We start from the raw sequence: 24,370 nt of genomic DNA, 5'->3' as shown, positions 1-24,370 counted from the left end.
ATCGTTTCGAATTTCGTTCGACCGATCGACTGAACCTCCCTCCGGCACGGTGTGCGTGACGGTAACAGGGCCGGAGCATTTTGGGAATTCCTATATCCTTTTACGCGCCCATTACGGAGTCGTATACCATGATGACGTGTGGACGCCCGAAACCGGGAGGTGACAGCAGTGAGTGACGACCCCGCCGACGAGGACGAGACTGAGACGGATGGCGGCGTTCGTGCCTACACCGTCCGCCTCGAACTCGTCGACGAACCCGGCGAGTTACTTCGCACGCTCGCACCCATCGCCGACAACGGGGGGAACCTCCTGAGCATCCACCACGAACGCGGCAACATGACGCCTCGCGGTCACATCCCCGTCGAGGTCGACCTCGAGTCGCCGCCGGACCGATTCGACGGCATCGTCGACGCACTGCGCGACGCCGGCGTCAACGTCATTCAGGCCGGCGCGGAACACTACGGCGAGGAGATCAGCGTCGTGCTGGTCGGCAACATCGTCGAACACGACCTCTCGGATACGCTCTCGCGAATCGAGACCGAGGCCAACGCCGTCGTCCGCGATCTCTCGCTCTCTGCACCCGAGGGGACGGAGGCCGTCTCGAGCGCCCGCATTCGGTTGGCCATCGACTCCGGCCAGACCGACGCGACGCTCGAGACGATCCGCACCATCGGTTCGGACAAGCAACTCACTACCGTCGAACCCCTCCTCGGAGGTGATTCCCAGTGAAACTCGCAATCCTCGGTGCCGGTGACGTCGGCCGCTCGGTGGCCGACCTCGCCGGCGACTACGGCCACGACGTCGTCGCGCTCGCCGACTCCACGACCGCCGCAGTCGACCCAGACGGGATCGACGTCGAGGGCGCACTCGAGCGCAAGGTCGGCGGCGACGCGATGGGTTCGAGCGATCCCGAGGCCGTCTTCGAGACCGAGTACGACGTCCTCGTCGAGGCGACGCCGACGACGCTGGGCGACGCCGAACCCGGCTTCTCGCACGTCGAACGCGCGCTCGAGGCCGACCGCCACGTCGTGTTAGCGAACAAGGGACCCGTCGCGGAGCGCTACGAGGAACTCCGCGCGCTCGAGGCAGACAGCGCGGGCTCGATCCGGTTCGAGGCCACGGTTGGCGGCGCGATTCCGGTGCTCTCGACGATCGAAGATTCGACGCCACAGGCCGTCACGGCCGTTCGAGGCGTCCTCAACGGTACCGCGAATTTCATTCTCACGCGGATGGCCGCCGAGGGGCTCGACTACGAACACGTCCTCGCGGAAGCGCAGGACCTCGGCGTGGCCGAAGCCGATCCGACGTTCGACGTCGACGGCACCGACGCCGCGCTCAAGTTCGTCATCCTCGCGAACGTGCTCGCCGACGGCGGCTTCGCACTCGAGGACGCGACCGTCGACGGCATCCAGAACATCCCCGGTAGCGCGCTCGACCTCGCGGCCGAGGACGGCCGGACGATCCGACTCATCGGCGAGGCGACCCGCGACGGCATCCGCGTCGGACCGCGACTCGTCCCCGAGAACGGCCCGCTGGCCGTCACCGGAACCCGAAACATCGTCCAGATCGAGACGCGAAACGCGGGGTCGCTCCACTCGAGCGGACGCGGTGCGGGCGGCCCGGAGACGGCGACGGCGGTCCTCTCGGACGTGGGGCGGCTCCCGCCGCTGTAGACGGACGATCCTGCAGGGAGTTCTGCCGCTCCGATCGGTCGAGTCCCGCAGCACGCCGCCGACTCACTCTCGTCCATCGTTCGTTTCTCCGTGTAAACTGGATTCCACGGATTCTAGTTATCGCGTACGTCCGCCGTGGACTGCTCCCGATCGCGCTCGTCCCCCCTGTTCGGTCCGCCGGTGAAGAGCCCGGCCGCACGGGGCTCCTCGTCAGTTCGACGGACTGTTGACTGGGCGATTCCGATCGGCCTGCTGTTCGTAGAATCGGCGTCCTCGACGCTCCTCGTTTTCGACACGCTCGTCGGACTCGGGGCCAACTCGCGTCGATCACGTTCGAGACCGGCACAAACGGGACGTGAGACTCGATACGCACTTTCGGCGCTGATCGTCCGTCGTGACCGCAGCTGATCTCGCGACTCTCGATAGTAACCGCGATCTTACAGTACTCCGCATCGGTGCGACCGGCGGTCGAGTCGGTATCCGCGACGGTCTCGATCGTGTTGGTATCGACACAACAACAGGAACGTATTTCTATGTGATAGTTCTGTCTTCGATTGAATCCAATGATCGACCCGACGTCGCTGATTCCCATCGCGTATCTCTGCGGTGGGCTACTGCCGCTCTTTCTCGTCCCCTACAGTCGGACTCACGGCGAGAAACCCGGTCGCACGGGGCTGATCGTGGCGCTCGTCGGCCTCTCGATCTGGACGATGGCCTACGGACTCGCTCTCTCGGCGTCGTCGTATCTCACGGTTCTGGGACTGGGCTCGTTCGTCATTCTGGGCGGTCAACTCGCGGCGTTTGGCTACCTGCTGCTGGCCATCGAGTACACGGGTCTGTTCGAACTCACGCCGCGATTCGTCGGTGGAGTCGCCGCGATTCCGATTCTCGTCCAGTTCCTTACGCTCACCGACCCCCTGCACTATCACCTGTGGGGAACGACGGCCAGCCCGGTCGTGAACACGGCGGCCGCCGGCCCGGTGGGGCGGCTCATCGTCCTGTCCACGCTAGCTATCGGAACGGTGGCCGCACTGTTGCTCGTCGCCGACGCCGTGACCGCAACGGGTGTCCGGCGCAGACAGAGCGGTGCCCTCGTCGCCGCCGGGGTTCCCACGCTCCTCATCACGGTAGTCGACATCTACGTGATCGACGAATACGTCTACTCGATCCTCCCGTTCGGCGTCGTCACCAGCGCGTTCGTGGTCGCGTGGGCGCTGTTTCGGATGGACTTCCTCGACGTCGTCCCGGTCGGCCGAAAACGAATCGTCGAGGAGATGGACGACGCCGCCATCGTCGTCGACGCCGAGGACCGCGTCGTCGAGTGTAACCCGGCCGCGCGTCGCCTGTCCACCCTCGACCGCGACTACGTCGGTGTCTCCCTCGAGAAGTTCTTCGGTACTGTTCCCGATCCCATCTGCCAGTTCTCCGGCGAAGACGGGGTCGATACCGAGGTCACGATCACGGTCGACGAGGAGCGTCGGCACCTCCACCTGAAGGTCTCTCGACTCGACGACTCGCGATCGACGACTGCCGCCGGTCGGTTGATCGTCCTGCGGGATATCACGGCACTCAAACGCCGTGAGCAGGCGCTCGAGCAACGGGAAGCCGAACTCGAATTCCTGCGTCAGGTGCTCGCTCGCGTGCTCAGACACAACATTCGGAACGATCTGACGGTCGTCCGCGGCTACGCGGCGTCGATCGCCGACGAGGCCGACGGGGACACCGCGACGATGGCGACGAAAATCGTCGACACGAGCGACGACCTCCTCGCGACGAGTCAGAAAGCCCGGACGATCGAACGCGTCGTCGATCGGGACGACACCGCCGACACCGTCGACCTCTCGGCGATGCTGGACTCGCTCGTTCGCGAGTATCGGGGGACCCATTCGGCCGCGACCGTTTCGCTCGACGCTCCACCCGAGTGTCTCCTCGAGACGGACCCGTGGCTCGAGAGCGCGTTCGACATCCTGCTGGAAAACGCCCTCGACCACCACGACGGCTCCCACCCGACCGTCGAGGTGAGCGTCGATCGAGCGACCGACCGGACGACCGTGACGATCGACGACGACGGCCCCGGCATCCCCCGATCGGAACTCGCGGTGCTGGAACAGGGCGAGGAGACGCCACTGGAACACGGCAGCGGTATCGGTCTCTGGATCATTCACTGGATTATCGATCGCTCGGCGGCCTCGATCAGGTTCGACACCGGGACGGACGGGACTCGGGTTTCGATACGGATCCCGACGTGATACCGCCTGTATACGCCGGGTCTCTACCGCGACCGATCGAGGCCACCGAACGCTCTTCCAGTCCACTCGCGAACCGACCGATCGACGCCTCGCTGGCAGTGCGAACGGGCCCTAACCGCTGTCTCTCTCGGTGCCAGCCGGCCGACGGCAGTCCTCGATCGAACTGCCCATATCGTGTGAATGCTAGGCAAACCGCAAGAAGGCGCCGGGGTCAGCAGAATACGCTTTCGAAATGGTTTTAACCGCAACGAGCAAAAGAGACCGATATAAGCGCCTCTGCGCGTGAGCTACAACAATGAGCGAACAACACCAGAACCTGGCCATTATCGGCCACGTTGACCACGGGAAGAGCACGCTCGTGGGACGCCTCCTGTACGAGACAGGCAGCGTACCAGAGCACGTCATCGAACAGCACCGCGAAGAAGCAGAAGAGAAGGGCAAGGGCGGCTTCGAGTTCGCCTACGTCATGGACAACCTCGCCGAGGAGCGAGAGCGTGGTGTCACCATCGACATCGCCCACCAGGAGTTCTCGACGGACGCCTACGACTTCACCATCGTCGACTGTCCCGGTCACCGCGACTTCGTGAAGAACATGATCACGGGCGCATCCCAGGCGGACAACGCCGTCCTCGTCGTCGCCGCTGACGACGGTGTCGCGCCCCAGACCCAGGAGCACGTCTTCCTGGCTCGAACCCTCGGTATCGACGAACTCATCATCGGCATCAACAAGATGGACGTCGTCGACTACAAAGAGGATACCTTCAACGAGGTCGTCGACGAAGTCAACCAGCTGCTCAAGCAGGTGCAGTTCCAGACCGACGACGCCTCGTTCATCCCGATTTCGGCGTTCGAAGGCGACAACATCGCCGAGGAGTCCGACAACACGCCGTGGTACGACGGCGTGACCCTGCTGGAGGCCCTGAACAACCTCCCAGCGCCGGAGCCACCGACGGACGCGCCGCTCCGACTCCCGATCCAGGACGTCTACACGATCTCGGGTATCGGTACCGTCCCAGTCGGACGTATCGAGACCGGTGTCATGAACATCGGCGACAACGTCTCCTTCCAGCCCAGCGACGTGGGCGGCGAAGTGAAGACGATCGAGATGCACCACGAAGAGGTGCCGAAAGCCGAGCCCGGTGACAACGTCGGATTCAACGTCCGCGGCATCGGCAAGGACGACATCCGCCGCGGTGACGTCTGTGGCCCGTCCGACGACCCACCGAGCGTCGCCGAGACGTTCCAGGCTCAGGTCGTCGTCATGCAGCACCCGTCCGTCATCACGGCTGGCTACACCCCGGTCTTCCACGCCCACACGGCACAGGTCGCGTGTACGATCGAATCCATCGACAAGAAGATGGACCCAGCAAGCGGCGAGGTCGCCGAGGAGAACCCCGACTTCATCCAGTCGGGTGACGCTGCTGTGGTCACCATCCGACCACAAAAGCCACTCAGCATCGAGCCATCGAGCGAGATCCCAGAACTCGGGAGCTTCGCCATCCGCGACATGGGTCAGACCATCGCGGCCGGAAAGGTCCTCGAAGTTCACGAGAAAGAATAAATGCAGCAGGCACGCGTTCGACTCGCGGGCACGAGTCCAGAAGACTTAGACGACATCTGCGACGACGTCCGCGAGATTGCGAACAATACCGGCGTCAACCTGAGCGGTCCGATCCCGCTGCCGACGAAGACCCTCGAGGTGCCGACCCGGAAGTCGCCTGACGGCGAAGGCACTGCCACGTGGGAGCACTGGGAGATGCGCGTCCACAAGCGCCTGATCGATCTGGACGCCGACGAACGCGCACTCCGCCAGCTCATGCGCATTCAGGTGCCGAACGACGTCTCGATCGAGATCGTCCTCGAAGACTAACGGTCGATTCGCGTTTTTCACCGTTTTTGCACGTCGATTCTGGCTTGCAGCGATAGCTGTGTGGTTCAATCGTTTACTGTGTGTATACTGACTGATCCACGTGCGGTGGCGCGTGCTGGGCTACGGTTCGCCGACGGCGAACCGTCGCTCAAACGCACGCGAGGTCTTCTCGAGTAGCACGAGCGAATGGCTTGGAAGACGCTTGCGTCTTCCACTGGATGAGTGAGCGACTGAAAGGAGCGATCGAATCGGCTGGGGAGGACGTGGCAACCATCGCCGCCAGCGTGCACAGAACGCTCGGGTCGTCCTCGGAGTCCGATTCACGCATTCAGTAACAATCCACTCGAGTCGCACCCGCTATTCTCACTTCCCACGGGTCAGTGCGGAGGCTTTTGTCGGTCCCCGTCGCAGTGACCCGTATGTCGAGGCGCTCGCGGTCACGGTCACAGTCGGGCACCTACCTCGGGTCCGACTCCAGTACGGACGACGGGTCGAGAGAGGGCTCGAGCAGCCCCATCGTCGAACTCCTGATCGTCTTCGTCGTCGTCTTCGTCGCCCAACAGGTGGCGGCGATTATCGGAATCGGCGTGATGGCCGGCCTGTTCGTCCTCGCGCCGCCGTTGACGACCAACCCGTGGACGATCGTGACGAGCGTCTACGCCCACGGCGGACTCGGTCACTTGGTGTCGAACAGCCTCGCGCTGATCGTCTTCGGCTGGCCCGTAGCTCGAGCGACCACCCGACTTCGATTCCACACGTTCTTCCTGGTGACGGGCGCGATCGCCGGCATCTCCCAGATCGTCCTCACGAACGTGGCGTCGTCGGCGCCCCTGCTCGGCGTCCCCGGAACCGAGGGCGTACTCGGGGCCAGCGGGGCCGTCTTCGCCCTGCTGGGCTACCTGATCGCCTCGAACCGGCTGTCGACCGGGCTGGCCTCGTTCGTGGACGTCCCGCAGTGGTTGGCCGTGGTGGTATTCGTCGGACTGGCGATTGCTGTGACGCTGGCGACCGGCGGTCCCGGCGTCGCCCTGCTCGCGCACTTCACCGGCTTTTTGCTGGGGCTGTTGGCCGGGCGGGCTCGCGTGTTGCACGTCGGCGGGTCAGGTGGGCGCGGCTCGAGGGTGTAGTTGGTCGAGCACGACGAATTGTGGTATGTTCTGTACGCCGTCGGATTGCGCTCGAAATCAGTCCGTGACGATATCCGCCGGGGTAAACAGCGAGATGTCGTCTCGGTCCTCGGCGACCGTTCGAAGTTCCTCCGAAAATCCGGACCGGCAGAAACAACAGTAGTGGTGTGTCAGCTCGGTGCCCTCGGGTGGCGTCCACCGCACCTGAGCCGTCCGTCGCTCGAGAGCGGTCAGATCGCTCTTCGTCATCTCTCTGGTGGTGTACTTACACTCGCCAGCGACGAGGGTCCCGTCGCTCGCGAGTCCCACGACGTCGAGTTCGTGGTGGTCGTGCCACCAGTAGCCGATTCCCTGATAGGTTTTGGGAAGGAGCGACGGGAGCGCGTTCTGGCAGACGCGCTCGAACATCGTCCCCATGTACTCCGAAAAGCTTGGTTCGACCAACTGTTCGTAGGCGTCGTCGCCGAGTTGGGCGATCTTCCCCTCCTGTCCGTAGACGTACTGGAACCAGAAGTTGAACAGCGGCTCGTTCAGCCGATACCGGCTCTTTCGGGTCGCGTTCGGATTGGCCGTTACCGGAATGTCTCGTTCGATCAACCGGAGTCGGCGCAGCTTCGAGAGGTACGAGCTGGGTGCGTTCGAGTCGACGCCGGCGAAGTCCGCGATCTCGTTCGACTCTCGCTTCCCCGTCGCGATCGCCCGGAGGATCGTGTAGTACGTCTGGGGCTCTCGGATGCCGAACTCCGTTCGCAACAGGAACTCGGGTTCGTTGTGGAGGACGCCGTGTTCGGAGAGCACGTGGGACTGGATGTTTTCGGCCAGCGACGCATCGGGGGTGAGCGCCTGCAGATAGTACGGCGTTCCACCGAACACGCTCCACGTCCGGACGATCGAATCGGGATCGTCCTCCGGATAGAACTGCCGTGCGTCCCGCAGTTCGAGCGGCGGAAGATCGATTGTCCCCGTCCGGCGGCCGTACAGCGGGCTGCCACCGCCGAGGACCTTCTCTTCCATGACGCTGATCGACGATCCCACGAGTACGAGCGTCGCGGCCGTCTCCTCGAGGTGTAGATCCCAGACCCGTTGGATCTTCGAGGGCAGCGCGTCATCGGATTCGACTAGATACGGAAACTCGTCGATGACGACAATCGCGTCCTGTCGTCCGAGCGCCCGGAGCAGGGCCTCCCAGTCGCGCTTGATGTCCTCGAGCATCGGAACCGTCTCGCTGGCCGTCTCGACGAAGTTCTCGAGCTGGGCGGCCGCCGTTTCCTCGGTTGCCTGCCAGTAGATCGCGTCGTCGCAGTCTCGAATCGCCTCCCGGACGAGCGCACTCTTTCCGAGCCGTCGCCGGCCGTAGACGACGAGCAACTCGGCTGCGTCGCTCTCGAACCCCGATTCCAGACGCTCGAGTTCGTCCTCGCGGTCGACGAACCGTGGCTGACTCATACCGGTCTCTCGCGGGCCACGACAATAATAATTGTGATTACAAAATCACAATTATACTAATTACGATTTTACTATCTGGGTTCGAGTGAGTGGGGCGACTCGAGTGGTGGTGACTCTCGAGTCGTCCACGAAACACAAGCTACAAATAGAAACCGAGGTTAGGAACGGTCGAGGGCTCGTAGATCAGTGGTAGATCGCTTCCTTCGCAAGGAAGAGGCCCTGGGTTCAAATCCCAGCGAGTCCACTATTTTGCGCCGCGAGCAAATCCACGAGCGGCGCACATCGTCGTCGAGCTGGGATTTGAAGCCCTGGAAGTCGCAGCGCGAGCGAAGCGAGCGACCGTCTTCCTTTGGGTTCAAATCCCAGCGAGTCCATCTCCTTCCGCTCACTTCGTTCGCATCAGTCGTGGACTCGCTGTACATCGCAAACCCTTCGGGTTTGCTCAATCCCAGCGAGTCCACTATTTTGCGCCGCGAGCAAATCCGCGAGCGGCGCAAATCGTCGAAGCAGATTTGATGCCTTGGGAGTCGTGGTCCGGAAGACGCTATGCACTTTTTGTCATCACGAGAGATTTTGGGCATCTGGTTCTGGTTCCGTTTTTAAAGTCTCTTGACATCGTATTTGGAAGATGACATCTGTGCACTCCGGAAATGATTTGTACCCTTAGTCAAATGTGTAGATGATTTATGAAAAGTCTAGATGAATTAGTCTCTCTTATTGTGCGTGATTTGCTCCCATATAATTCTACGCGAGAGGCATACAGAACATTATTTGGTATAAAATGGGGGCTTATTGTATACAATCTAATAATTCTAGGATTTGCACTTCTGGCAATTGGTATTTTGTCTATCATATTACGAGAATTCATCACGTTAACAGTTGGGGGAACAGAAGGTTGGATAGACATGCTGAAGTCAATTTTTGAATTGGTCACATTCACGCCGGTATTACTTCTACTCATGTCGTATATTGTGTCGAAGTCAATAGAGTCCACACATACAAATAACAAAATAAGGTATAAAGGTAGCAGAAATAGATATTATGGTATTCGAGCTATTTCATTTTTCGTTGGGCTTGGGCTGTTTATAATTGCGATATATTATCGTACACTTATTACAGGCCAAATAGATGCCCCCAGAACCTCATCCGCTGTCTTGTTAGAGATACTGACGATAATATTACTTGACTTGGTATATATTGGACTTTTGTTTAGTGGATTTGGTTTCACTGGTGTGAGTGCTGTCCTTAAGCACAGGAATCGTTCTAATCGAGAAGATATGAAGGCAACGTATAAGGAGAGAGTTAAACCAGATTCAGAGAGTGAAAAACAATCAGCGGTCGACGAGAAAATGCCCCAAGAGAATTAAAACCCATCCACAATTTTCACACCCATAATAATCGATAGGATATGTACAGAAAACAACCATAGTATTGTTTTGTTTAACCACTTGCTTGCGTCTTTACCCTAATTACTACGTTGAACACGCCAATCTATATCGCAACCCCCGACTTCAACCTAACCCCAAATACCTCTATCAGGTGCAGGGACAACCGTCACCTGTCACCGAGTAATCGTCTACGAAAATGACCAGCGAGTCCGCCGACTGGGAGTACAAAGCCATCGAGCCCCCGACGGAACTCACGAAACGCGAGTCCGCGAACCCCGAAAAACGACTCAACGAACTGGCCGCGGAGGGGTGGCGACTCGTGGAAACCGTCTCCTACGACGGCGGCGGTACGAAGTACCTGATCTTCGAGCGGTCCCTCGAGAACGAACCCAGATGAAGGATTTCTCGACCGCCAACACGATGCGGGGTCGGGCCGACGAGAACCGCTACAAGCTCTGGGTCCTGCTCAACGCGAATCGGTGGTGGCTCACCGCCGCGATCGCCCTCGGCGTCTTCGCGGCGCTGATGATCTGGGGCGCGTCCCGCCCGCCGTCGGCCCAGCGGGTCCTGCTGACCACCGACTGGGTCAAGATGGCGTTTCAGGCGCTGATCGGGGCGCTCATCACGGGCGCCACGCTCGTCGTCTCGATCAATCAGCTGGTCCTCTCCCAGGAGATCGGCCCGCTCGGCGGCCAACGCCAGCGGATGGACCTCGCGATGGACTTCTACGAGAACACCGACGAGTTGCTCGAGTTCCCCAGCCCCGCCAACCCCGCGCTGTTCCTCAAAGAACTCATCGATGCGACCAGCGACCGAGCCCGCGCGTTCGACGAGGCGGTCCAACGGAGCGACGACGAGGAGCTTCGGATGCACACCGAGGCCTACGTCGAGGACCTCCTCGAGAACGCGCGGATAGCGACGGACCAGCTAGAAGACGCCAGTTTCGGCTCCTTCGCCGTGATGAAGGCGGCGTTGAACTACAACTACGATCGGAAGATGTACGATCTGCGCTGGCTGTTGAACGAGCACGAAGACGGCCTCACGAACGAGCAGCGCGAGGCGGGGCGGAAGACGCTGGAGGCGCTCACGATGTACGGCCCCGCCCGCGAGTACATCAAGACGCTCTACTTCCAGTGGTCGCTCGTCAAACTCTCGCAGGGGATTCTGTATCTCGCGGTGCCGGCACTCGTCGTCGCCGGTGGCATGGTGATGCTCGTCGACGTCTCCACGTTCACCGGCTCCCTCCTCGGGACCGATATCCGGCTCTGGGCGATCTGTGCCGCGTACACGGCCTGTCTCCTCCCGTTCTTACTGTTCGTCTCGTACATCCTCCGCCTGGCGACGATCGCGAAGCGCACGTCCGCGATGGGGCCGCTCGTGCTCCGGGGGGACTGAGTTCGCAGTAACGGGTCGGTCAGTCGCTCGAGCAGTGAAGCACCCTCGCTTCGCCGCTCGGGTGCTGTCGATCCCGGCGCGGCCGGGTGGTGATCGTCGTCCGACAGACCGGACAGCTGTACTCGACCGTGTCGCCGTCCGGTCGTCGGTTCCAGTCTCCCTCGATAGGGCTCTCGTGACCGCAGTTGAAACAGTACAGCGTCGTCTTGCCAGCTACCGGGGGGTCGGCGGTGGAGGCGGGGAGTGTCATACCAGCGGTCCGAACTGGGTCGCTATAACCCCGTTGGTGTCAGGCGTGTTCGATGTGTGATAGCGGCTATCAATCCTGTGACAGTGAGACTCTCTCGCACGAATTCGCCGAACTGCGTGTTAGTGCCCTCCGACTCGAGGTGATCGCGAGCGACGCGCTCGAGCCGTGCTCGACGGGGAAACGCGTCGATTGGAATCCGTCCCGCCGAACTGCGATCCGGGACGCTATCCGTGAATCGACGACCGAGTCTGTCGGAGCGCCTACTGAACGGTGACCCGGTTCGAGTAGTGGTGTCGGTCGTCGCTTACGAACTGCTCGTCAGTTGTCCCTCGACCCACCCCTCGAACCGCTCGACGACGACCGTCGCCACGGCGTCGGCGATCCGGTCGGGCGACTCGGTCAGGTCCCAGACGTACTCGCCGTCTCGAGTCATCGTCACCCACTCGACGTACTCGCCGCGGTCTAACTCGAGGAGCAACTCCTCGAGGACGCTCTCGTCGAGTCGACAGCCGACCGCGTCCTCGATGCGCGCGGTGAGCTGGGGTGTGGTCGCGACGATACGATCCTCGTCGGTGGCGGTCGCGGGGAGGGCGGTCGGCGCTGGCGGGGACGGCGGCCGGTCGGTCATTGTCGAGCCATTGGTTGGCGTTCGAGGAGTATTAATTCTGGTGGAAGTCTCGCTATCGTGACTACCGTGAAACACGACCGGATCGAGTCGGCTCCCACTGCAGTTCCCGGTATCCCGGATTCACGAGGGGCACCCTGGGTCGTGACCACCCCTACTGGAACCGGCGAGTTCGACAGTCGACCGCGCGCGAGTCCCGGACCGACCGGCGATGCCGTCAATCGCGACATATTTTGCGCTGCTCGAACGAAAACTCGCTTCCGCTCGTTCGCCCGGACCGCGAGCGATACGGCCGCCGGGTACGGCCGTGGTCCGCACGTCGCACCGAAATAACCGGGCGAGATCCTCCGGCGACGGAGTGCCACTATTGCCAATAGCCGTTAGCCCGCGCCCGATTCTTCGTCATTTTATGTTAATATATTTATTAAATTCATAGATAGACAGAAATATTATTAGAGAGTACGATATTGGAACCTGATATGCGATACGTGACATACGTACTCACGGCCCGACGGGGACACTTCGATCCGGGGGAAGCGCTGTTGTGCGAGTGCGGTGTCACCCTCAGAACGATACAGGACATCGACTACCTCACCGACGGAACGATCGTCACGCGACGAGAGATCCAGGGGGACCGAGGGGACATCGTCCGGGCACTCGAGCATCCCGACTCGAGGATCTTCGAGTACCTGCTCAGCGACGTCGACGGCGGTACGATCCTGCAGATGCACTACCAGCCGAGCGAGTTGACGTCGGACCTCCTCGAGATCCACCAGCGACACGCCGTGTTGCTCGACTATCCGATGGAGTACACCGGACCGGGAAACGCGCGACTCCGCGTCTCCCAGATTGGCTGTGAGAGCGAACTCCAGTCGCTCGTCGCGGAGACGCGAGGGATCGTCGACCTCGAGATCGAACGGCTCGGCAGGTACGATCCGTCGGACGGCCAGCCGCTGGTCGAACTGACGGACCGCCAGCGCGAGGTGTTGTCCGTGGCGATCGAGGCGGGCTACTATCAGGAGCCGCGCGAGGTGACGTATCAGGATCTCGCAGACCAGTTGGGCTGTTCTGCCGGCACCGTCGGCCAGCACCTCCGTCGGATCGAATCCCAGCTCATGTCGACGGTGATCACCGGGGAGAAGTCGGCCGCGCAGCGCAGATCGACCTCGGAGGAGGATTCGAATACGGAGACGAGGCCGCAATCGGGTCGGTAGGCGTCAGCGACGAGTCCGCTCACAGCGACGCTCTCGGCGTCGGGTCCGACGGGACGGTGTGCTCGCGTGGGAACGAGAGCGTCACGACCGTGCCACCGTCGGGACGATCCGCAAAGCGAAGGTCGCCGCCGGCGTTCTGGACGATCCAGTTGACGAGCCACAGCCCCAGCCCGGAGCTGTGATCGAGTTGCGTCTCCCGCCCCTCGAGTACCGCGCGACGTTCGGCGTCGGGGATCCCGTTGCCGTCGTCGGTGACCGTAAACTCCACTCTGGACTCGGCTTCGGACGCGACGGTTCGAACGGCGACTTCGACGGTCGGGTCGTCCCCGGCACCCGAGACTGGACCGTCGTCGTTCGACCGGTTGTGCTGGATCGCGTTGTCGACCAGTTCGTCGAGGGCGTCGACGACGCTGCCGTCGACGCTCGGTCTGGTCGCGTCCGACCCCTGCTCGTCGACCTGGGAGACGACTCGAGCGTCGGGGTACGCCGCTCGTGCCCGGTCGACGACCGAGCGGACGACCGTCGTGGTTTCGACCAGATCGGTCGTGCCGTTCCGATCGAGGGTCCGCTCGATGCTCCGGGCCTTGTCGGCCGTCGCCATCAGATCGTCGATCTCCTCGAGAATGGGGGCGACGTGGCGGCGCTCGAGGATCGAATCCCGCTCACCGACGAGGGACGCGTGGCCCTGGATGACGGTGACGGCGTTCCGGAGGTTGTGGCGAAGGACGCGATTCAGCACCTGAATGCGCTGCTCGCGGTCGCGCTGTTCGGTCACGTCGCGGGCGACCACGACGGAACCGTACTCGAGGACGCTCACCGTGACGTCCTGTGGGAACGTCGTGCCGTCGGCGCGTTTGCCGGTCAGCGTTCCCCGCCAGTAGTTTCGGTCGTCGAGCGCCGGGAGGACCTCGCGTTCGATGGTGGTCCGTGCGGCGTTCGTATACAGCGTTTCCCAGTTCGTTCCCTCGAGGGCCGTGGCGTCACGGATGCCGTAGAGGGAGGCGTACGCGTCGTTGACGTAGACGTGCTGATCGTCGACGATGACGGCGATGCCGTCCATCGAGGCGTCGACGGCCCGCGACAGTCGCTCGTTCTCGCGGTAGTGGTGTGCGAACTCGACGTAGACGTGGCCGAGAAGGCCGCCGAAGGCCATGCCGGTGCTCAGTGCACTGATCACTGGCTGGGCGAACCCGCCGGTAAATCCGACTCTGACCGAGAGGAGATAGATACTCCAGGCACAGAACGTCGCGACCATCGCACCGCAGGTGACCGAGGAGGCGGTGACGATATCCGCCCGCTGCGTTCCGCTCTCGCGGTCGCGGGTTCGCAACCCGTACCAGACGAGTCCCGATCCGATCAGTCCCGGGACCAGCAGTTCGACGACCAGCAGTGGGAGGGGGCCGCCGAACACGAGCGCGTACGCGCCGACGATACCGAGTAATCCGATTCCGATGCTCGAAACCGAGTACTCGCGAACGACTGTCGCCGCGGAGCGAGCACTCGAGATCATCGCTGGGACACTATTCGATGGGGAGACGGCGATGATAAATCAATTGGCAACCTCGTCGACACCTCGTCGTCCATCATCGACTGCGGACGTCCCTCGCTCGTCGCTCCCGAATCGGTACGGGTCCGTCCGGTATCCTCGAATCGGTACGCGTCGCGTCGACCATCCCGCGCCGTTCGTGCGGTCACCCCTGTATCGTTTGTAGGTGGCGCCCGTCTATCCCACTATGTCGACCCTCTACGCGGCACTCCGCGATCGACTCCTCGTGTGCACGCCCGACGGACGTACCGATACCGACTGGTCGGTGACGACCGGACTCGAGGGCCACGACCTCGAGTGCGTCGCCGCCTCCCCCGTCAAGCCGGATCGCGCGTTCGTCGGCACCTTCGAAGACGGACTCTTTCGCGCTCGAGCGACGGACGGTGAGACTGACGAAACGAACGACGGGGCTGACGAACCGAACGCCGACGCGGACGCGCCGTCGTTCGAGCGTCTCGAGACCGAGTTCGTCAGCGACGCGGTCATGTCGCTCGCGATCAGCCCCCACGACCCGGACGTGATCTACGCCGGGACCGAGCCGAGTCGCGTCTACCGCTCCGCGGACGGCGGCGACTCCTGGACGCACCTGCCGGGACTGACGGACCTCCCCTCCGAAGCGGAGTGGTACTTCCCGCCCCGCCCGCACACCCACCACGTCCGCTGGCTCGAGGTCGATCCGTTCGACCCCGACCGACTGTACGTCGGCATCGAGGCCGGCGCGTTCGTCCTGAGCACCGACGGCGGTGAGACGTGGCAGGAACGACCCGAGGGCTCTCGCCGGGACAACCACACGCTGGCGATCCATCCCGACCGAGAGGGTCGCGTCTACACGGCCGCGGGCGACGGCTACGCCGAGAGCGACGACGGCGGGGAGTCCTGGCGGCATCCACAGGACGGCCTCGAGCACACCTACTGCTGGGGAGTCGCCGCCGATCCGGACGATCCGGACTCGATCATCGTCTCGAGTGCGAGCGGCGCTCGGAGCGCGCACACGGCCGGGACGGCCGAGTCGTACGTCTACCGCCGCACCGACGACGAGCCCTGGGAACGGCTCGACGATCACGGGCTTCCGGTAGGCGAGGGCGTCGTTCGCGCCGTCTTCGACACGACCGAGGACGGCGTCGTCTACTCGCTGAACAACCGCGGCGTGTACGTGAGCGAAGACTTCGGCGGCCGCTGGGAGCGCGTCGATATCGACTGGGACGAGGGCCTCGAAACGCAGGCACCGCGCGGACTGGTCGCGCTTTCCTGATGCGCTTCAGCGGGCGCTCGTCTCCGCCTCGTCCGCGCGTTCCCAGACGACAGCGACCGTGACGGCGTGGACCGACGCGACGAGCGCGCTACTCAGGACGGGTCCTGCGTACGCGAGCGGGACGAGCGTGAGGAGCCACGCCGCGAGTCCGAACGCGAGCACGAGCGCGAAGATCGACCACCCGGAGCCGCGAGTGACGCGATTGCTCCGACGGAGCGCCGCGATCGGTCCCGAGCCCGTGACGACGAACGCGGGTGCGACGAAAAAGCGTACTAGCGCGACGCAGACGGCGACGAACAGCGGAAGTCCGAGGACCGGTCCGACCTCCCCGACCGATCCGAGCACGCGCCCCGCCGAGGCGAACAACGCGACGAGTCCGAGATACGCGAGCAGTCGACGAATCCGGCCCGTCACGTCACTACCGGTAGCGGTACCCGCTTCATCGAGGGCGCGAGCGATCGTCACGGTCCCGGCGCCCGCGACGACCGCCAGCGCGGCGACCTCGAGACCGATCCCCCAGGCGAGATACGGAAGGTACAGATCGACGAGTGACTCGATCGAGCGCGTCGTCTCGGAGATTCCGGTCGGATAGCCGACGAACTCGACGCTGATCGAGATCCCCTCGCCGTCGTCGGATACCAGCGTCGGAAGCGGGTCGTGTCGCCGGACCCAGTCGACGACGGCGAGGAGGACGCCGGCGATAACGAACGGCAGTGCGAGCGTCGGATCCCGTCGTATCCGCCCTATCGCTGCCGCGAGTGGCGTAGGCGGCGACGAGCCGCCAGTCGTGGCTTCCCCATCAGTATCAACTTCGCCGTTCGAACCCGGATGATAGATCGGCGTCTCCACGCCGTCAGTCTCCGATTGCGTCCGTGAGGTCGTACCGTCCGTCCTCGAGTCGACCGGTTCGTCGGTCATGCGTCCTCCATGGCGAGGACCCGATCACCGTCGACGACGTACAGCACGCCGTCGCCGACCGCTGGCGGGGAGAGGTACCACTCCGGTTCGTACGTAAATCGCTCCTCGCCAGTCTCGGCATCGAACGCGGCCAGTTCGTAGCCGTCCGTCGCGTAGACGACGCCGTCGGCGACGACTGGGAAGACCCCGGGACCGAACGGGACGGACCACTCCTCGTCGCCCGTCTCGAGGTCGAGCGCGTGTAACGAACCGTCGGTTCCATCATCAGTCACGAACACCGTTCCGTCGGCGACGGCAGCGGCACCGTCGGTCGCGTTTCCCGTTAAGTCTCGTACCCAGCGGATGCCACTTCCGTCGGCCTCGAACACTGCCGCGCCGTTTCGCGTCGGGACGACGACGCCATCTTCGGTCGCCGTCGGTGCGAGGATCGTCGGGTCTTCGAGTTCGCCGCGCCACTCCTCGTCGCCCGTTTCGACGTCGAACGCACGGATCAGCGCCGACTGCGCGGTGACGAAGACGGTTCCGTCTCTCACCGCCGGCCGGTGTGGTGTGGCGCCGTATCCGCCGTCGTACTCGATACGCCGTCGCCACCGTTCGCGGCCGCTGCCAGCCTCGAGTGCGACGACGTCGCTGGTGTCGGGAACGGCGGCGTACACCGTTTCACCGACCGCGACGGGCGCCGGCGTCTCGGGCGAGCCGAAAAACGACGCCGACGTTCGGCCTGGTCCCTGCCATCGTTCCGCGCCGAATCGGTGTCCGAACAGTCCGATTCCGCCGCCGGCGTTCAGGCCGACGATGCCGTCCGGCGTGGCGACCGCCAGCGTATCTGTACGGTAGACCGACGCCGACGCGTGTGCGGGACTCGAGCCGTACGCCTTCCCGTAGGAGAACCGAACGTCGCCGGTTTCGGCGTCGAACGCCACGAGTTCGTCGGTGCCGGCGTACACCGTCCCGTCGACGACGACGGGTTGATCGATCGCGAACCCCCCGGTCCGCTCGAGCGACGCCGCCCACGAAATCTCGACGTCGTCTTTCGGTCCCGACGCGTCGGGATTGTAGCCGGTTCCGGCGGCGTCGTATCGGTCCATCGGCCAGTCGATCGTCGTCGAGTCCGACTGCGCGGCGATGGCAGCGTGAGCGCCGAGGGAACCGGCGGCGGCGAGCCCGACGCTCGCGAGTAACCGTCGTCTGGAGGGCATCAACTCGGCAGTCTCGGCGCGAATATGTAATCTCTTCCATCTGTTCGGGCCGGCTACAGGAGAGGGACGACTGGCACGGACCGGACCGACGGGGTGACGGCGCGTTCGGGGTGAGGCTTCGAAATCCTTTTAGGCGCTACACGGGGATAGTAGTGTAACTGAGTGATATCATGGACGTCGACATCATCTCCGAAACGGAGAACCCCATGTTGCATCGAACGGACGTTACCTTCGAACTGACCCACGAGGACGCGACGCCCTCGCGTCTGCAGGTTCGGGACAGTCTCGCGGCGAAACTGAACAAGGACGCCGACGAGGTCGTCGTCCGCAAACTCGACACTAAGTTCGGGATGCGCAAGACGGTCGGTCAGGCGAAGGTCTACGACACGGCCGACAACGCCCGCGACGTCGAGCAGGACCACATGCTCGAGCGCAACAAGATCGGCGCCGCCGACGAGGAAGCGGAGCCGGAAGCGGAGGAGGCCTGAAATGGCACGACACGAACTCTACAACGACGACGGCACCACGGAGCGCGAAAAGTGCCCCCGCTGTGGCGACGTCTTCCTCGCGGATCACGGCGACCGCACCCACTGCGGGAAGTGCGGGTACACCGAGTGGGAGTAGCGATGCGGCGAACGTCAGTGAGTCGCATCGAAAACGCGAACGGCGACGTCAGGAGCCGTGAGCGAGCGACGAGAGGGCCATCGGCAGACGCGAGCGGGGAGTAAACCGACCCGCGAGCGCGCACCGCCGGTGCTCCCTCGCTCGTACAGTGATACCCACACGTGAGTTCCGACACCCGAATTCTCGGCATCGAAGGTACCGCCTGGGCGGCCAGCGCGGCCGTCTACGATGCCGCTACCGACGACGTATTCATCGAGAGCGACGCCTACGAACCCGACAGCGGCGGCATCCATCCGCGTGAGGCCGCCGAACACATGCACGACGCGATCCCGCGCGTCGTGGAGACGGCACTCGACCACGCTCGCGATACGTACGACGGTCCGTCCTCGGAGCCACCGATAGATGCCGTCGCCTTCTCGCAGGGGCCGGGTCTCGGTCCCTGCCTGCGCATCGTCGGGACGGCCGCGCGTGCGCTGAGCCAGGCGCTCGAGGTCCCCCTCGTCGGCGTCAACCACATGGTCGCCCACCTCGAGATCGGCCGCCACACCTCGGGATTCGACTCCCCGGTCTGCCTGAACGCGAGCGGCGCGAACGCGCACCTGCTGGCCTACCGAAACGGCCGGTATCGCGTGCTGGGCGAGACGATGGACACCGGCGTCGGCAACGCGATCGACAAGTTCACCCGCCACGTCGGCTGGTCTCACCCCGGCGGACCGAAGGTCGAGGCGGCAGCAGAAGGCGGCGAGTACGTCGACCTCCCCTACGTCGTCAAGGGGATGGACTTCTCGTTCTCGGGGATCATGAGCGCTGCCAAGCAGGCATACGACGGCGTCTCCGCGAGCAGTGCGAGCGGAGGCTCGTCGGACGAGCGTCGCGAGTCCGACGGTGGCGTGCCGATCGAGGACATCTGCTTCTCCCTCCAGGAGAACGTCTTCGGCATGCTCGCCGAGGTCGCCGAGCGCGCGCTCTCGCTGACCGGCAGCGACGAACTCGTCCTCGGCGGCGGCGTCGGACAGAACGCTCGTCTCCGGGAGATGCTCGAGTCGATGTGCGCCCAGCGCGGGGCCGACTTCCATGCCCCCGAGCCCCGATTCCTTCGGGACAACGCGGGGATGATCGCCGTGCTCGGAGCGAAGATGTACGACGCGGGCGACACGCTGGCGCTCGCGGACTCGCGCGTCGATCCGAACTACCGGCCCGACCAGGTGCCGGTCACCTGGAGAACGGCGGAACGCGAACTGGGAGCGGGACGCGGCGGAGACGAGAGCGAGAGTCGGGTCCGCGGCGCCGAAGCACTCGTCACTCTCGAGCCAGATGCCGGACGGGTTACGAAACGCCGCGAGTCGAAGACCTACCGGCATCCCGCCCTCGACGACCGACTCCGACGCGAGCGCACGACCCTCGAGGCCCGCCTGACGAGTCTCGCCCGTCGCGAGGGCGTGCCGACGCCGGTACTGTCGGACGTCGATCCACTCGAGGCGCGCCTCGGTCTCGAGTACGTCGGCGACGCCGACCTTCGCGACGCCCTCACGGTCGAGCGCGTTCGCGACGTCGGCCGCCACCTCGCGCGACTGCATCGAGCGGGGTTCGTCCACGGGGATCCGACGACGCGGAACGTCCGGGTCGGGAGACGCGACGGGTCTTCGAAGGAGCGAGCGAGCGACGGCCGCGAACAGGCTACGGACCGCACCTATCTCATCGACTTCGGCCTCGGCTACCACACCGACCACGTCGAGGACTACGCGATGGACATCCACGTCTTCGACCAGAGCCTCGTCGGCACCGCGGACGATCCCGACCCGCTGCGCGAGGCGGTCCGAGAGGGCTACCGCGAGGTCGGTGACGAGCGAGTCCTCGAGCGCCTGCGGGACGTCGAGGGACGGGGTCGGTACGTCGTCGACGACGACCAGACGTAGGTCGGCACGAGGACCTCGTCGTTCGACGGGCTGACACTCGAGGACCTCGTCACTCGACCGAACAGGACTCCGTAGTCGTATCCACGCCGAGCAGGTAGTTCCCGCCGCAGAACCGCGTCAGTGCGTTCCAGAGGAGTCCGAGTCCCGCGACTCCTGCGATGACGGCCCGCTCGCGTTGTCCGTCCTGAGAGGCCGCCGCGGCCACCACGACCAGCCAGATGCCGAGTATTCCGCGCACGATACGATCGGTACCGCCGACGTTTCGCTGCATAGGCGTTCCTACGGGCGGCCGAGTGGAAACGCTGCGGCCGAATATGTCGCCCCGGTTTATTACACGTCGTGTCGACTACCCAACTGGTGGACGATCGATGAAACGCATTCGCCTCACGCTGGATCCCGCCGGCGACTACGCCCCGCCGCTGTACGAACGGCTCGCGGGCGGTGCGTCGTATCTCGAGCGGGTTCGGATCATCAACTGGAACGTCGCGGCGCCGCCGACGGCGTTCCTGCTGTGGATCCGCGGCGACTACCGACGGTTCGAGGCCGAACTGGCAGCCAGCGAGAACGTCGACGAGTACGAAATCCTGCCGATAACGGACCGCGAGTGTCACTGCTTCTTCGAGGGCGCGGTCGCCGCGGCCGCGCGACTGCTATTCGAGAACTTCACGCGGGGGAGTCTCATCACCGTGCCGCCGATCGTCTGCAACGACGACGGGAGCAACACGTTCTCGATCGTCGGCGCGGACGCCGACATCCAGCGCGCGGTCGAGGGCGTTCCCGACGGCGTCGACGTCACCGTCGAGGCGGTCGGCGGGGAGACCGTCGCCCCCGAGAGCGCGGTCGGACGGCTCTCACGGCGGCAGCGCGAGGCCGTCGAGGCCGCCCTCGAGGTCGGCTACTACGAGGTCCCCCGCCGTGCGACGACCGAGACTGTCGCCCGCGAACTCGACTGTGCGTCCGCGACCGCAGCCGAACACCTCCAGAAAGCCGAATCGACGCTGATTGCTGCGCTCCTCGAGCCGTGAGTGGGATGCGCGACTAGCGATCACCGCTCGGCGGCTGGCGCTCACCGGCCGGCGGTGCTGGTTCATCTCCGCCGAGACGCTCGTCGCGTCCGCCGGACGAACCGGGGCACTCATGTCCGATCAGTTGGAGGTGCGACCGATGACCGACGTCCTGCTCACCGGCTACGAACCGTTCGGCGAGTTCGAATCCAATCCCTCGAGCCGACTCGCGAAACGCCTCGACGGCACGACTATCGGCGACGCGACCGTCGCCGGTCGGGAACTCCCCGTCGCGTTCGACCGACTCCACCCGGCGCTCGAGGCCGCGATCGACGATCACGACCCCGATATCGTCTGCGGACTCGGGCTGGCCGCCGGTCGGAACACGCTCTCGCTCGAGCGCGTCGGAATCAACCTCCGGGATACCGCGGGGACCCCGGACAACGAGGACCGCACGGTGGTCGACGAGCCGGCGATCGGCGACGGGCCGGACGCCTACTTCGCGACGCTGGCGCTTCGAGCGATGAAAGAAGCGATGCTCGAGGCGGGCGTCCCGACCACGCTGTCGACCGATGCCGGAACGCACGCCTGCAACAATTTCCTCTACGCCGCCCGCCATCTCGTCGAAACGAGCGATCGGGAGTTCGGCGCGGGGTTCGTGCACGTCCCCCTGTCGCACGAACAGGCGGCCGAACGCGACGACGGCGAGCCCAGCCTGGCGCTCGAGGCGATGGCGGACGGCCTCGTCGCCGGACTCGAGCGCGCGGTCGCGGAACGGTGAAATCGGCGTCGATAGCGGCTCGAGCGCGACGCGGAGGGGTTGCTTGCGAGCAGAGAGACGAGTACCCAATACTCATATCCGGGGAGGGTGTACGTTCGCGTATGGCAGACAAACCGAGTTCCGGAGAGATTCTCGGGGTACCGTACAACTTCGAACGACCCAGCATGGGCCGCATGCTCTCGTCGTACTGGCAGCCCGGCGAAGGGATGCTCGTCGAGAAACCCTTCGGCGTCGGTTACACGCTGAACCTCGCCAACTGGCGATCGTGGGTCGTCGTACTCGTCGCCGGCGCGCTCCTGTGGCAGCAAGAACAGGGCGCTTCGGATCAGAGTCAGGACCGCGAGGACGAACCCGTCGAAGTCATCGTCGACGAAGACGACAACTAGCCCCTGCGAGCGACGGCCGCGGATACTGTTGTATTGCTGTGGATGATATCGAAGATAACCCGACGATCCTGTGAGCCGCACTGGTTGCCGAACGCTGCCGTAAACCGGCTGCTACGCTGCCAGTGCAGCGGATATGCCGTCAGGTTGCGGACCAGCACAGTTCTGGGAGGAAACTGTTCTCCGATGAACGCTAGTACACCGGGGACGGCTGGGTGCGCCGTCGACGGAAACGTCAGGTTCGGACAGTCCGTGCTCTCGGACGATCGCTGGGCGATCAGGATCTCCGCCGACGCCGAGCGGTGATCGGCGAACCGACGGCTATATTCGCCCGGGAGCCACCGCCTCGAGTAGAGCATGGCCATCCGATTCGTCACCGGCAACGAGGGGAAAGTCCGCGAGGCGCGCGACTACTTCGACGGCATCGAGACCGTCGAACGAATCGAGTACGACTACACCGAGGTGCAGAGCGACTCGCTCGAGGACATCGCGACCCACGGCGCCCGCGAGACGTTCGCGGCCCTCGAGAGCGACGACCCGGTGATCGTCGACGATACGGGCCTGTTCGTCGAGGCGCTGGGCGGCTTTCCGGGCCCGTACTCGGCCTACGTCGAGGACACCGTCGGCGTCGAGCGACTCTGGCGACTCGCGAGCGAGGAGGAGAACCGACGGGCGCGTTTCGAGACGGTCCTCGTCTACGCGGATGCGGACGGAACCGAGGCGTTCGAGGGATCGGTCGCCGGTACGCTCGTCGCCCCGCGCGGCGAGGGCGGGTTCGGTTACGATCCGATCTTCGAGTACAACGGCCGGACCCTGGCCGAGATGAGCACCGAGGAGAAGAACGCGATCTCTCACCGGGGACGCGCGCTCGCCGCGTTCGCGGAGTGGTACGGCGACCGCGACGTATGAAATAGATGAATTGGATATTCTCGATCTGAATCGGCCCCTATTAATCGATGTACGGGCGATTTCCGGCTGATAACCCCTGATCGGAGAGAGTGGTCTCAGCAGGCTAGACCTTTATATCGGTGCAAGCCGATCTGTCTAGTGTGGCGTCGACGATCCCGAACGATACCGTCCCGCCGAACGCGATCACGACAGATCGACCGAACCCAATATGAGTTCCAACACCGACGCCCTCGAGGAGGCCTGCCAGTCCCTGGAGGGCGTGTGCGACGACGTCGAAGAGACCGTCGCCGGCCTCGAGGACCGACGACCGGCCGACGACACCGTCACGACCCAGACGACCGTCTTCGGTGCGCTCGCGAACGAGCACCGGATCCGTATCCTCGAGGCGCTCCGGGAGGGCGAACTGTGCGCCTGCGAGTTGCAGGTCGTCCTCGAGGCCCCCCAGTCGACGGTCGCGACGCACCTCCGGACGCTCCGGGAGGCCGGACTGGTCGCGGGCCGCAAGAAGGGGAAGTGGACCTACTACCGGATCACCGACACGGCGGCCTTCGACCTGCTCGATCTGGGGGCCGCCGTGGACGTCCCGGCGGACGGCTGATCG

25 protein-coding genes and 1 tRNA gene are annotated in these 24,370 nt (G+C 64.0%); 19 read left to right on the top strand and 7 right to left on the bottom strand.

Translation table 11 applies throughout. The annotated features are described in order from the left end of the window. The first annotated feature begins 138 nt into the window (after window positions 1–138). From ACSFC7_RS23025 to ACSFC7_RS23000, 6 genes are all read left to right on the top strand, one after another. Entirely contained in the window at window positions 139–729 is a 591-nt protein-coding gene (locus ACSFC7_RS23025) for an amino acid-binding protein (protein ID WP_436345271.1), read from the top strand. Next, complete coding sequence (locus ACSFC7_RS23020; RefSeq protein ID WP_436345270.1) at window positions 726–1,673, top strand: homoserine dehydrogenase; 948 nt, start codon at window positions 726–728, stop codon at window positions 1,671–1,673. Before ACSFC7_RS23025 ends, ACSFC7_RS23020 begins: the two co-directional genes overlap by 4 nt. A gap of 563 nt (window positions 1,674–2,236) precedes the next feature. Further along, window positions 2,237–3,922 (top strand): histidine kinase N-terminal 7TM domain-containing protein, encoded by a 1,686-nt coding sequence (locus tag ACSFC7_RS23015; RefSeq protein WP_436345268.1) that lies wholly within the window; start codon window positions 2,237–2,239, stop codon window positions 3,920–3,922. 295 nt (window positions 3,923–4,217) lie between these two features. Then, window positions 4,218–5,483 carry a translation elongation factor EF-1 subunit alpha gene (tuf, locus tag ACSFC7_RS23010; protein WP_436345266.1) on the top strand — a complete coding sequence of 422 codons (1,266 nt, stop codon included), beginning with the start codon at window positions 4,218–4,220 and terminating at the stop codon, window positions 5,481–5,483. After that, on the top strand, window positions 5,484–5,792 hold the full coding sequence (rpsJ, locus tag ACSFC7_RS23005) for a 30S ribosomal protein S10 (protein WP_006090080.1): 309 nt from the start codon (window positions 5,484–5,486) through the stop codon (window positions 5,790–5,792). 419 nt (window positions 5,793–6,211) lie between these two features. Continuing rightward, window positions 6,212–6,919, top strand: a complete 708-nt coding sequence (locus tag ACSFC7_RS23000; protein ID WP_436345264.1) for a rhomboid family intramembrane serine protease — start codon at window positions 6,212–6,214, stop codon at window positions 6,917–6,919. Between the two features lie 57 nt (window positions 6,920–6,976). Here the strand turns inward: ACSFC7_RS23000 and ACSFC7_RS22995 are convergent, their stop codons facing one another. Beyond that, window positions 6,977–8,365 carry an ATP-binding protein gene (locus tag ACSFC7_RS22995; protein WP_436345262.1) on the bottom strand — a complete coding sequence of 463 codons (1,389 nt, stop codon included), beginning with the start codon at window positions 8,363–8,365 and terminating at the stop codon, window positions 6,977–6,979. A 172-nt stretch (window positions 8,366–8,537) separates the two neighbouring features. Between ACSFC7_RS22995 and ACSFC7_RS22990 the strand changes: the two genes are divergently transcribed. The 3 genes from ACSFC7_RS22990 (at window position 8,538) to ACSFC7_RS22980 (ending at window position 11,148) form a co-directional block, all read left to right on the top strand. Then, window positions 8,538–8,609, top strand: a tRNA-Ala gene (locus ACSFC7_RS22990). A gap of 1,340 nt (window positions 8,610–9,949) precedes the next feature. Continuing rightward, window positions 9,950–10,150, top strand: a complete 201-nt coding sequence (locus ACSFC7_RS22985) for a DUF4177 domain-containing protein (RefSeq protein ID WP_436345260.1) — start codon at window positions 9,950–9,952, stop codon at window positions 10,148–10,150. After that, window positions 10,147–11,148 carry a hypothetical protein gene (locus tag ACSFC7_RS22980; protein WP_436345258.1) on the top strand — a complete coding sequence of 334 codons (1,002 nt, stop codon included), beginning with the start codon at window positions 10,147–10,149 and terminating at the stop codon, window positions 11,146–11,148. Before ACSFC7_RS22985 ends, ACSFC7_RS22980 begins: the two co-directional genes overlap by 4 nt. Before the next feature lie 19 nt (window positions 11,149–11,167). On the opposite strand, the gene ACSFC7_RS22975 is transcribed toward ACSFC7_RS22980, so the two are convergent. Together ACSFC7_RS22975 and ACSFC7_RS22970 are read right to left on the bottom strand one after the other, a co-directional pair. Beyond that, window positions 11,168–11,398, bottom strand: a complete 231-nt coding sequence (locus ACSFC7_RS22975) for a hypothetical protein (protein ID WP_436345256.1) — start codon at window positions 11,396–11,398, stop codon at window positions 11,168–11,170. Window positions 11,399–11,702: 304 nt separating this feature from the next. Continuing rightward, window positions 11,703–12,026: a hypothetical protein gene (locus ACSFC7_RS22970; RefSeq protein ID WP_436345254.1), complete on the bottom strand. Its 324-nt coding sequence runs from the start codon at window positions 12,024–12,026 to the stop codon at window positions 11,703–11,705. Between the two features lie 476 nt (window positions 12,027–12,502). Between ACSFC7_RS22970 and ACSFC7_RS22965 the strand changes: the two genes are divergently transcribed. Further along, the gene (locus ACSFC7_RS22965) at window positions 12,503–13,237 is read left to right on the top strand and encodes a helix-turn-helix domain-containing protein (RefSeq protein ID WP_436345253.1); all 735 of its coding nucleotides are present in this window, start codon (window positions 12,503–12,505) and stop codon (window positions 13,235–13,237) included. 19 nt (window positions 13,238–13,256) lie between these two features. Here the strand turns inward: ACSFC7_RS22965 and ACSFC7_RS22960 are convergent, their stop codons facing one another. After that, entirely contained in the window at window positions 13,257–14,747 is a 1,491-nt protein-coding gene (locus ACSFC7_RS22960) for a sensor histidine kinase (RefSeq protein ID WP_436345251.1), read from the bottom strand. 223 nt (window positions 14,748–14,970) lie between these two features. Between ACSFC7_RS22960 and ACSFC7_RS22955 the strand changes: the two genes are divergently transcribed. After that, a complete protein-coding gene (locus ACSFC7_RS22955) occupies window positions 14,971–16,035 on the top strand; it encodes a WD40/YVTN/BNR-like repeat-containing protein (protein ID WP_436345249.1) in 1,065 nt (354 codons plus the stop codon). Window positions 16,036–16,041: 6 nt separating this feature from the next. Here the strand turns inward: ACSFC7_RS22955 and ACSFC7_RS22950 are convergent, their stop codons facing one another. Together ACSFC7_RS22950 and ACSFC7_RS22945 are read right to left on the bottom strand one after the other, a co-directional pair. Then, window positions 16,042–16,953: a hypothetical protein gene (locus ACSFC7_RS22950; RefSeq protein WP_436345247.1), complete on the bottom strand. Its 912-nt coding sequence runs from the start codon at window positions 16,951–16,953 to the stop codon at window positions 16,042–16,044. Then, window positions 16,950–18,152: an outer membrane protein assembly factor BamB family protein gene (locus ACSFC7_RS22945; protein WP_436345245.1), complete on the bottom strand. Its 1,203-nt coding sequence runs from the start codon at window positions 18,150–18,152 to the stop codon at window positions 16,950–16,952. The genes ACSFC7_RS22950 and ACSFC7_RS22945 overlap by 4 nt, the downstream gene beginning before the upstream one ends. Window positions 18,153–18,322: 170 nt before the next feature. Between ACSFC7_RS22945 and ACSFC7_RS22940 the strand changes: the two genes are divergently transcribed. From ACSFC7_RS22940 to ACSFC7_RS22930, 3 genes are all read left to right on the top strand, one after another. After that, the gene (locus ACSFC7_RS22940; protein ID WP_436345243.1) at window positions 18,323–18,640 is read left to right on the top strand and encodes a 30S ribosomal protein S24e; all 318 of its coding nucleotides are present in this window, start codon (window positions 18,323–18,325) and stop codon (window positions 18,638–18,640) included. 1 nt (window position 18,641) lies between these two features. After that, window positions 18,642–18,776, top strand: a complete 135-nt coding sequence (locus tag ACSFC7_RS22935) for a 30S ribosomal protein S27ae (protein WP_006090065.1) — start codon at window positions 18,642–18,644, stop codon at window positions 18,774–18,776. 161 nt (window positions 18,777–18,937) lie between these two features. Continuing rightward, entirely contained in the window at window positions 18,938–20,692 is a 1,755-nt protein-coding gene (locus tag ACSFC7_RS22930; RefSeq protein ID WP_436345240.1) for a bifunctional N(6)-L-threonylcarbamoyladenine synthase/serine/threonine protein kinase, read from the top strand. A gap of 49 nt (window positions 20,693–20,741) precedes the next feature. Here ACSFC7_RS22930 and ACSFC7_RS22925 read toward each other — a convergent pair whose 3' ends face one another. Beyond that, window positions 20,742–20,963: a YgaP family membrane protein gene (locus ACSFC7_RS22925; protein ID WP_436345238.1), complete on the bottom strand. Its 222-nt coding sequence runs from the start codon at window positions 20,961–20,963 to the stop codon at window positions 20,742–20,744. 97 nt (window positions 20,964–21,060) lie between these two features. Between ACSFC7_RS22925 and ACSFC7_RS22920 the strand changes: the two genes are divergently transcribed. The 5 genes from ACSFC7_RS22920 to ACSFC7_RS22900 all read left to right on the top strand — a co-directional run bounded on the left by ACSFC7_RS22920 (window position 21,061) and on the right by ACSFC7_RS22900 (window position 24,367). Then, complete coding sequence (locus ACSFC7_RS22920; RefSeq protein ID WP_436345236.1) at window positions 21,061–21,717, top strand: helix-turn-helix domain-containing protein; 657 nt, start codon at window positions 21,061–21,063, stop codon at window positions 21,715–21,717. Between the two features lie 112 nt (window positions 21,718–21,829). Further along, window positions 21,830–22,477 carry a pyrrolidone-carboxylate peptidase gene (locus tag ACSFC7_RS22915; RefSeq protein ID WP_436345234.1) on the top strand — a complete coding sequence of 216 codons (648 nt, stop codon included), beginning with the start codon at window positions 21,830–21,832 and terminating at the stop codon, window positions 22,475–22,477. Between the two features lie 101 nt (window positions 22,478–22,578). Further along, entirely contained in the window at window positions 22,579–22,863 is a 285-nt protein-coding gene (locus tag ACSFC7_RS22910) for a DUF5808 domain-containing protein (protein ID WP_436345232.1), read from the top strand. Window positions 22,864–23,217: 354 nt separating this feature from the next. Beyond that, a complete protein-coding gene (locus ACSFC7_RS22905) occupies window positions 23,218–23,769 on the top strand; it encodes an XTP/dITP diphosphatase (protein WP_436345230.1) in 552 nt (183 codons plus the stop codon). A 208-nt stretch (window positions 23,770–23,977) separates the two neighbouring features. Beyond that, on the top strand, window positions 23,978–24,367 hold the full coding sequence (locus ACSFC7_RS22900) for an ArsR/SmtB family transcription factor (protein ID WP_436345229.1): 390 nt from the start codon (window positions 23,978–23,980) through the stop codon (window positions 24,365–24,367). Window positions 24,368–24,370: the final 3 nt, after the last annotated feature.

It is taken from the genome of Natronorubrum halobium, assembly GCF_051351675.1.
Taxonomy (GTDB): domain Archaea; phylum Halobacteriota; class Halobacteria; order Halobacteriales; family Natrialbaceae; genus Natronorubrum.
Note: the sequence above shows the minus strand (reverse complement) of the source record. Positions and strands in the feature narration are given on the sequence as shown.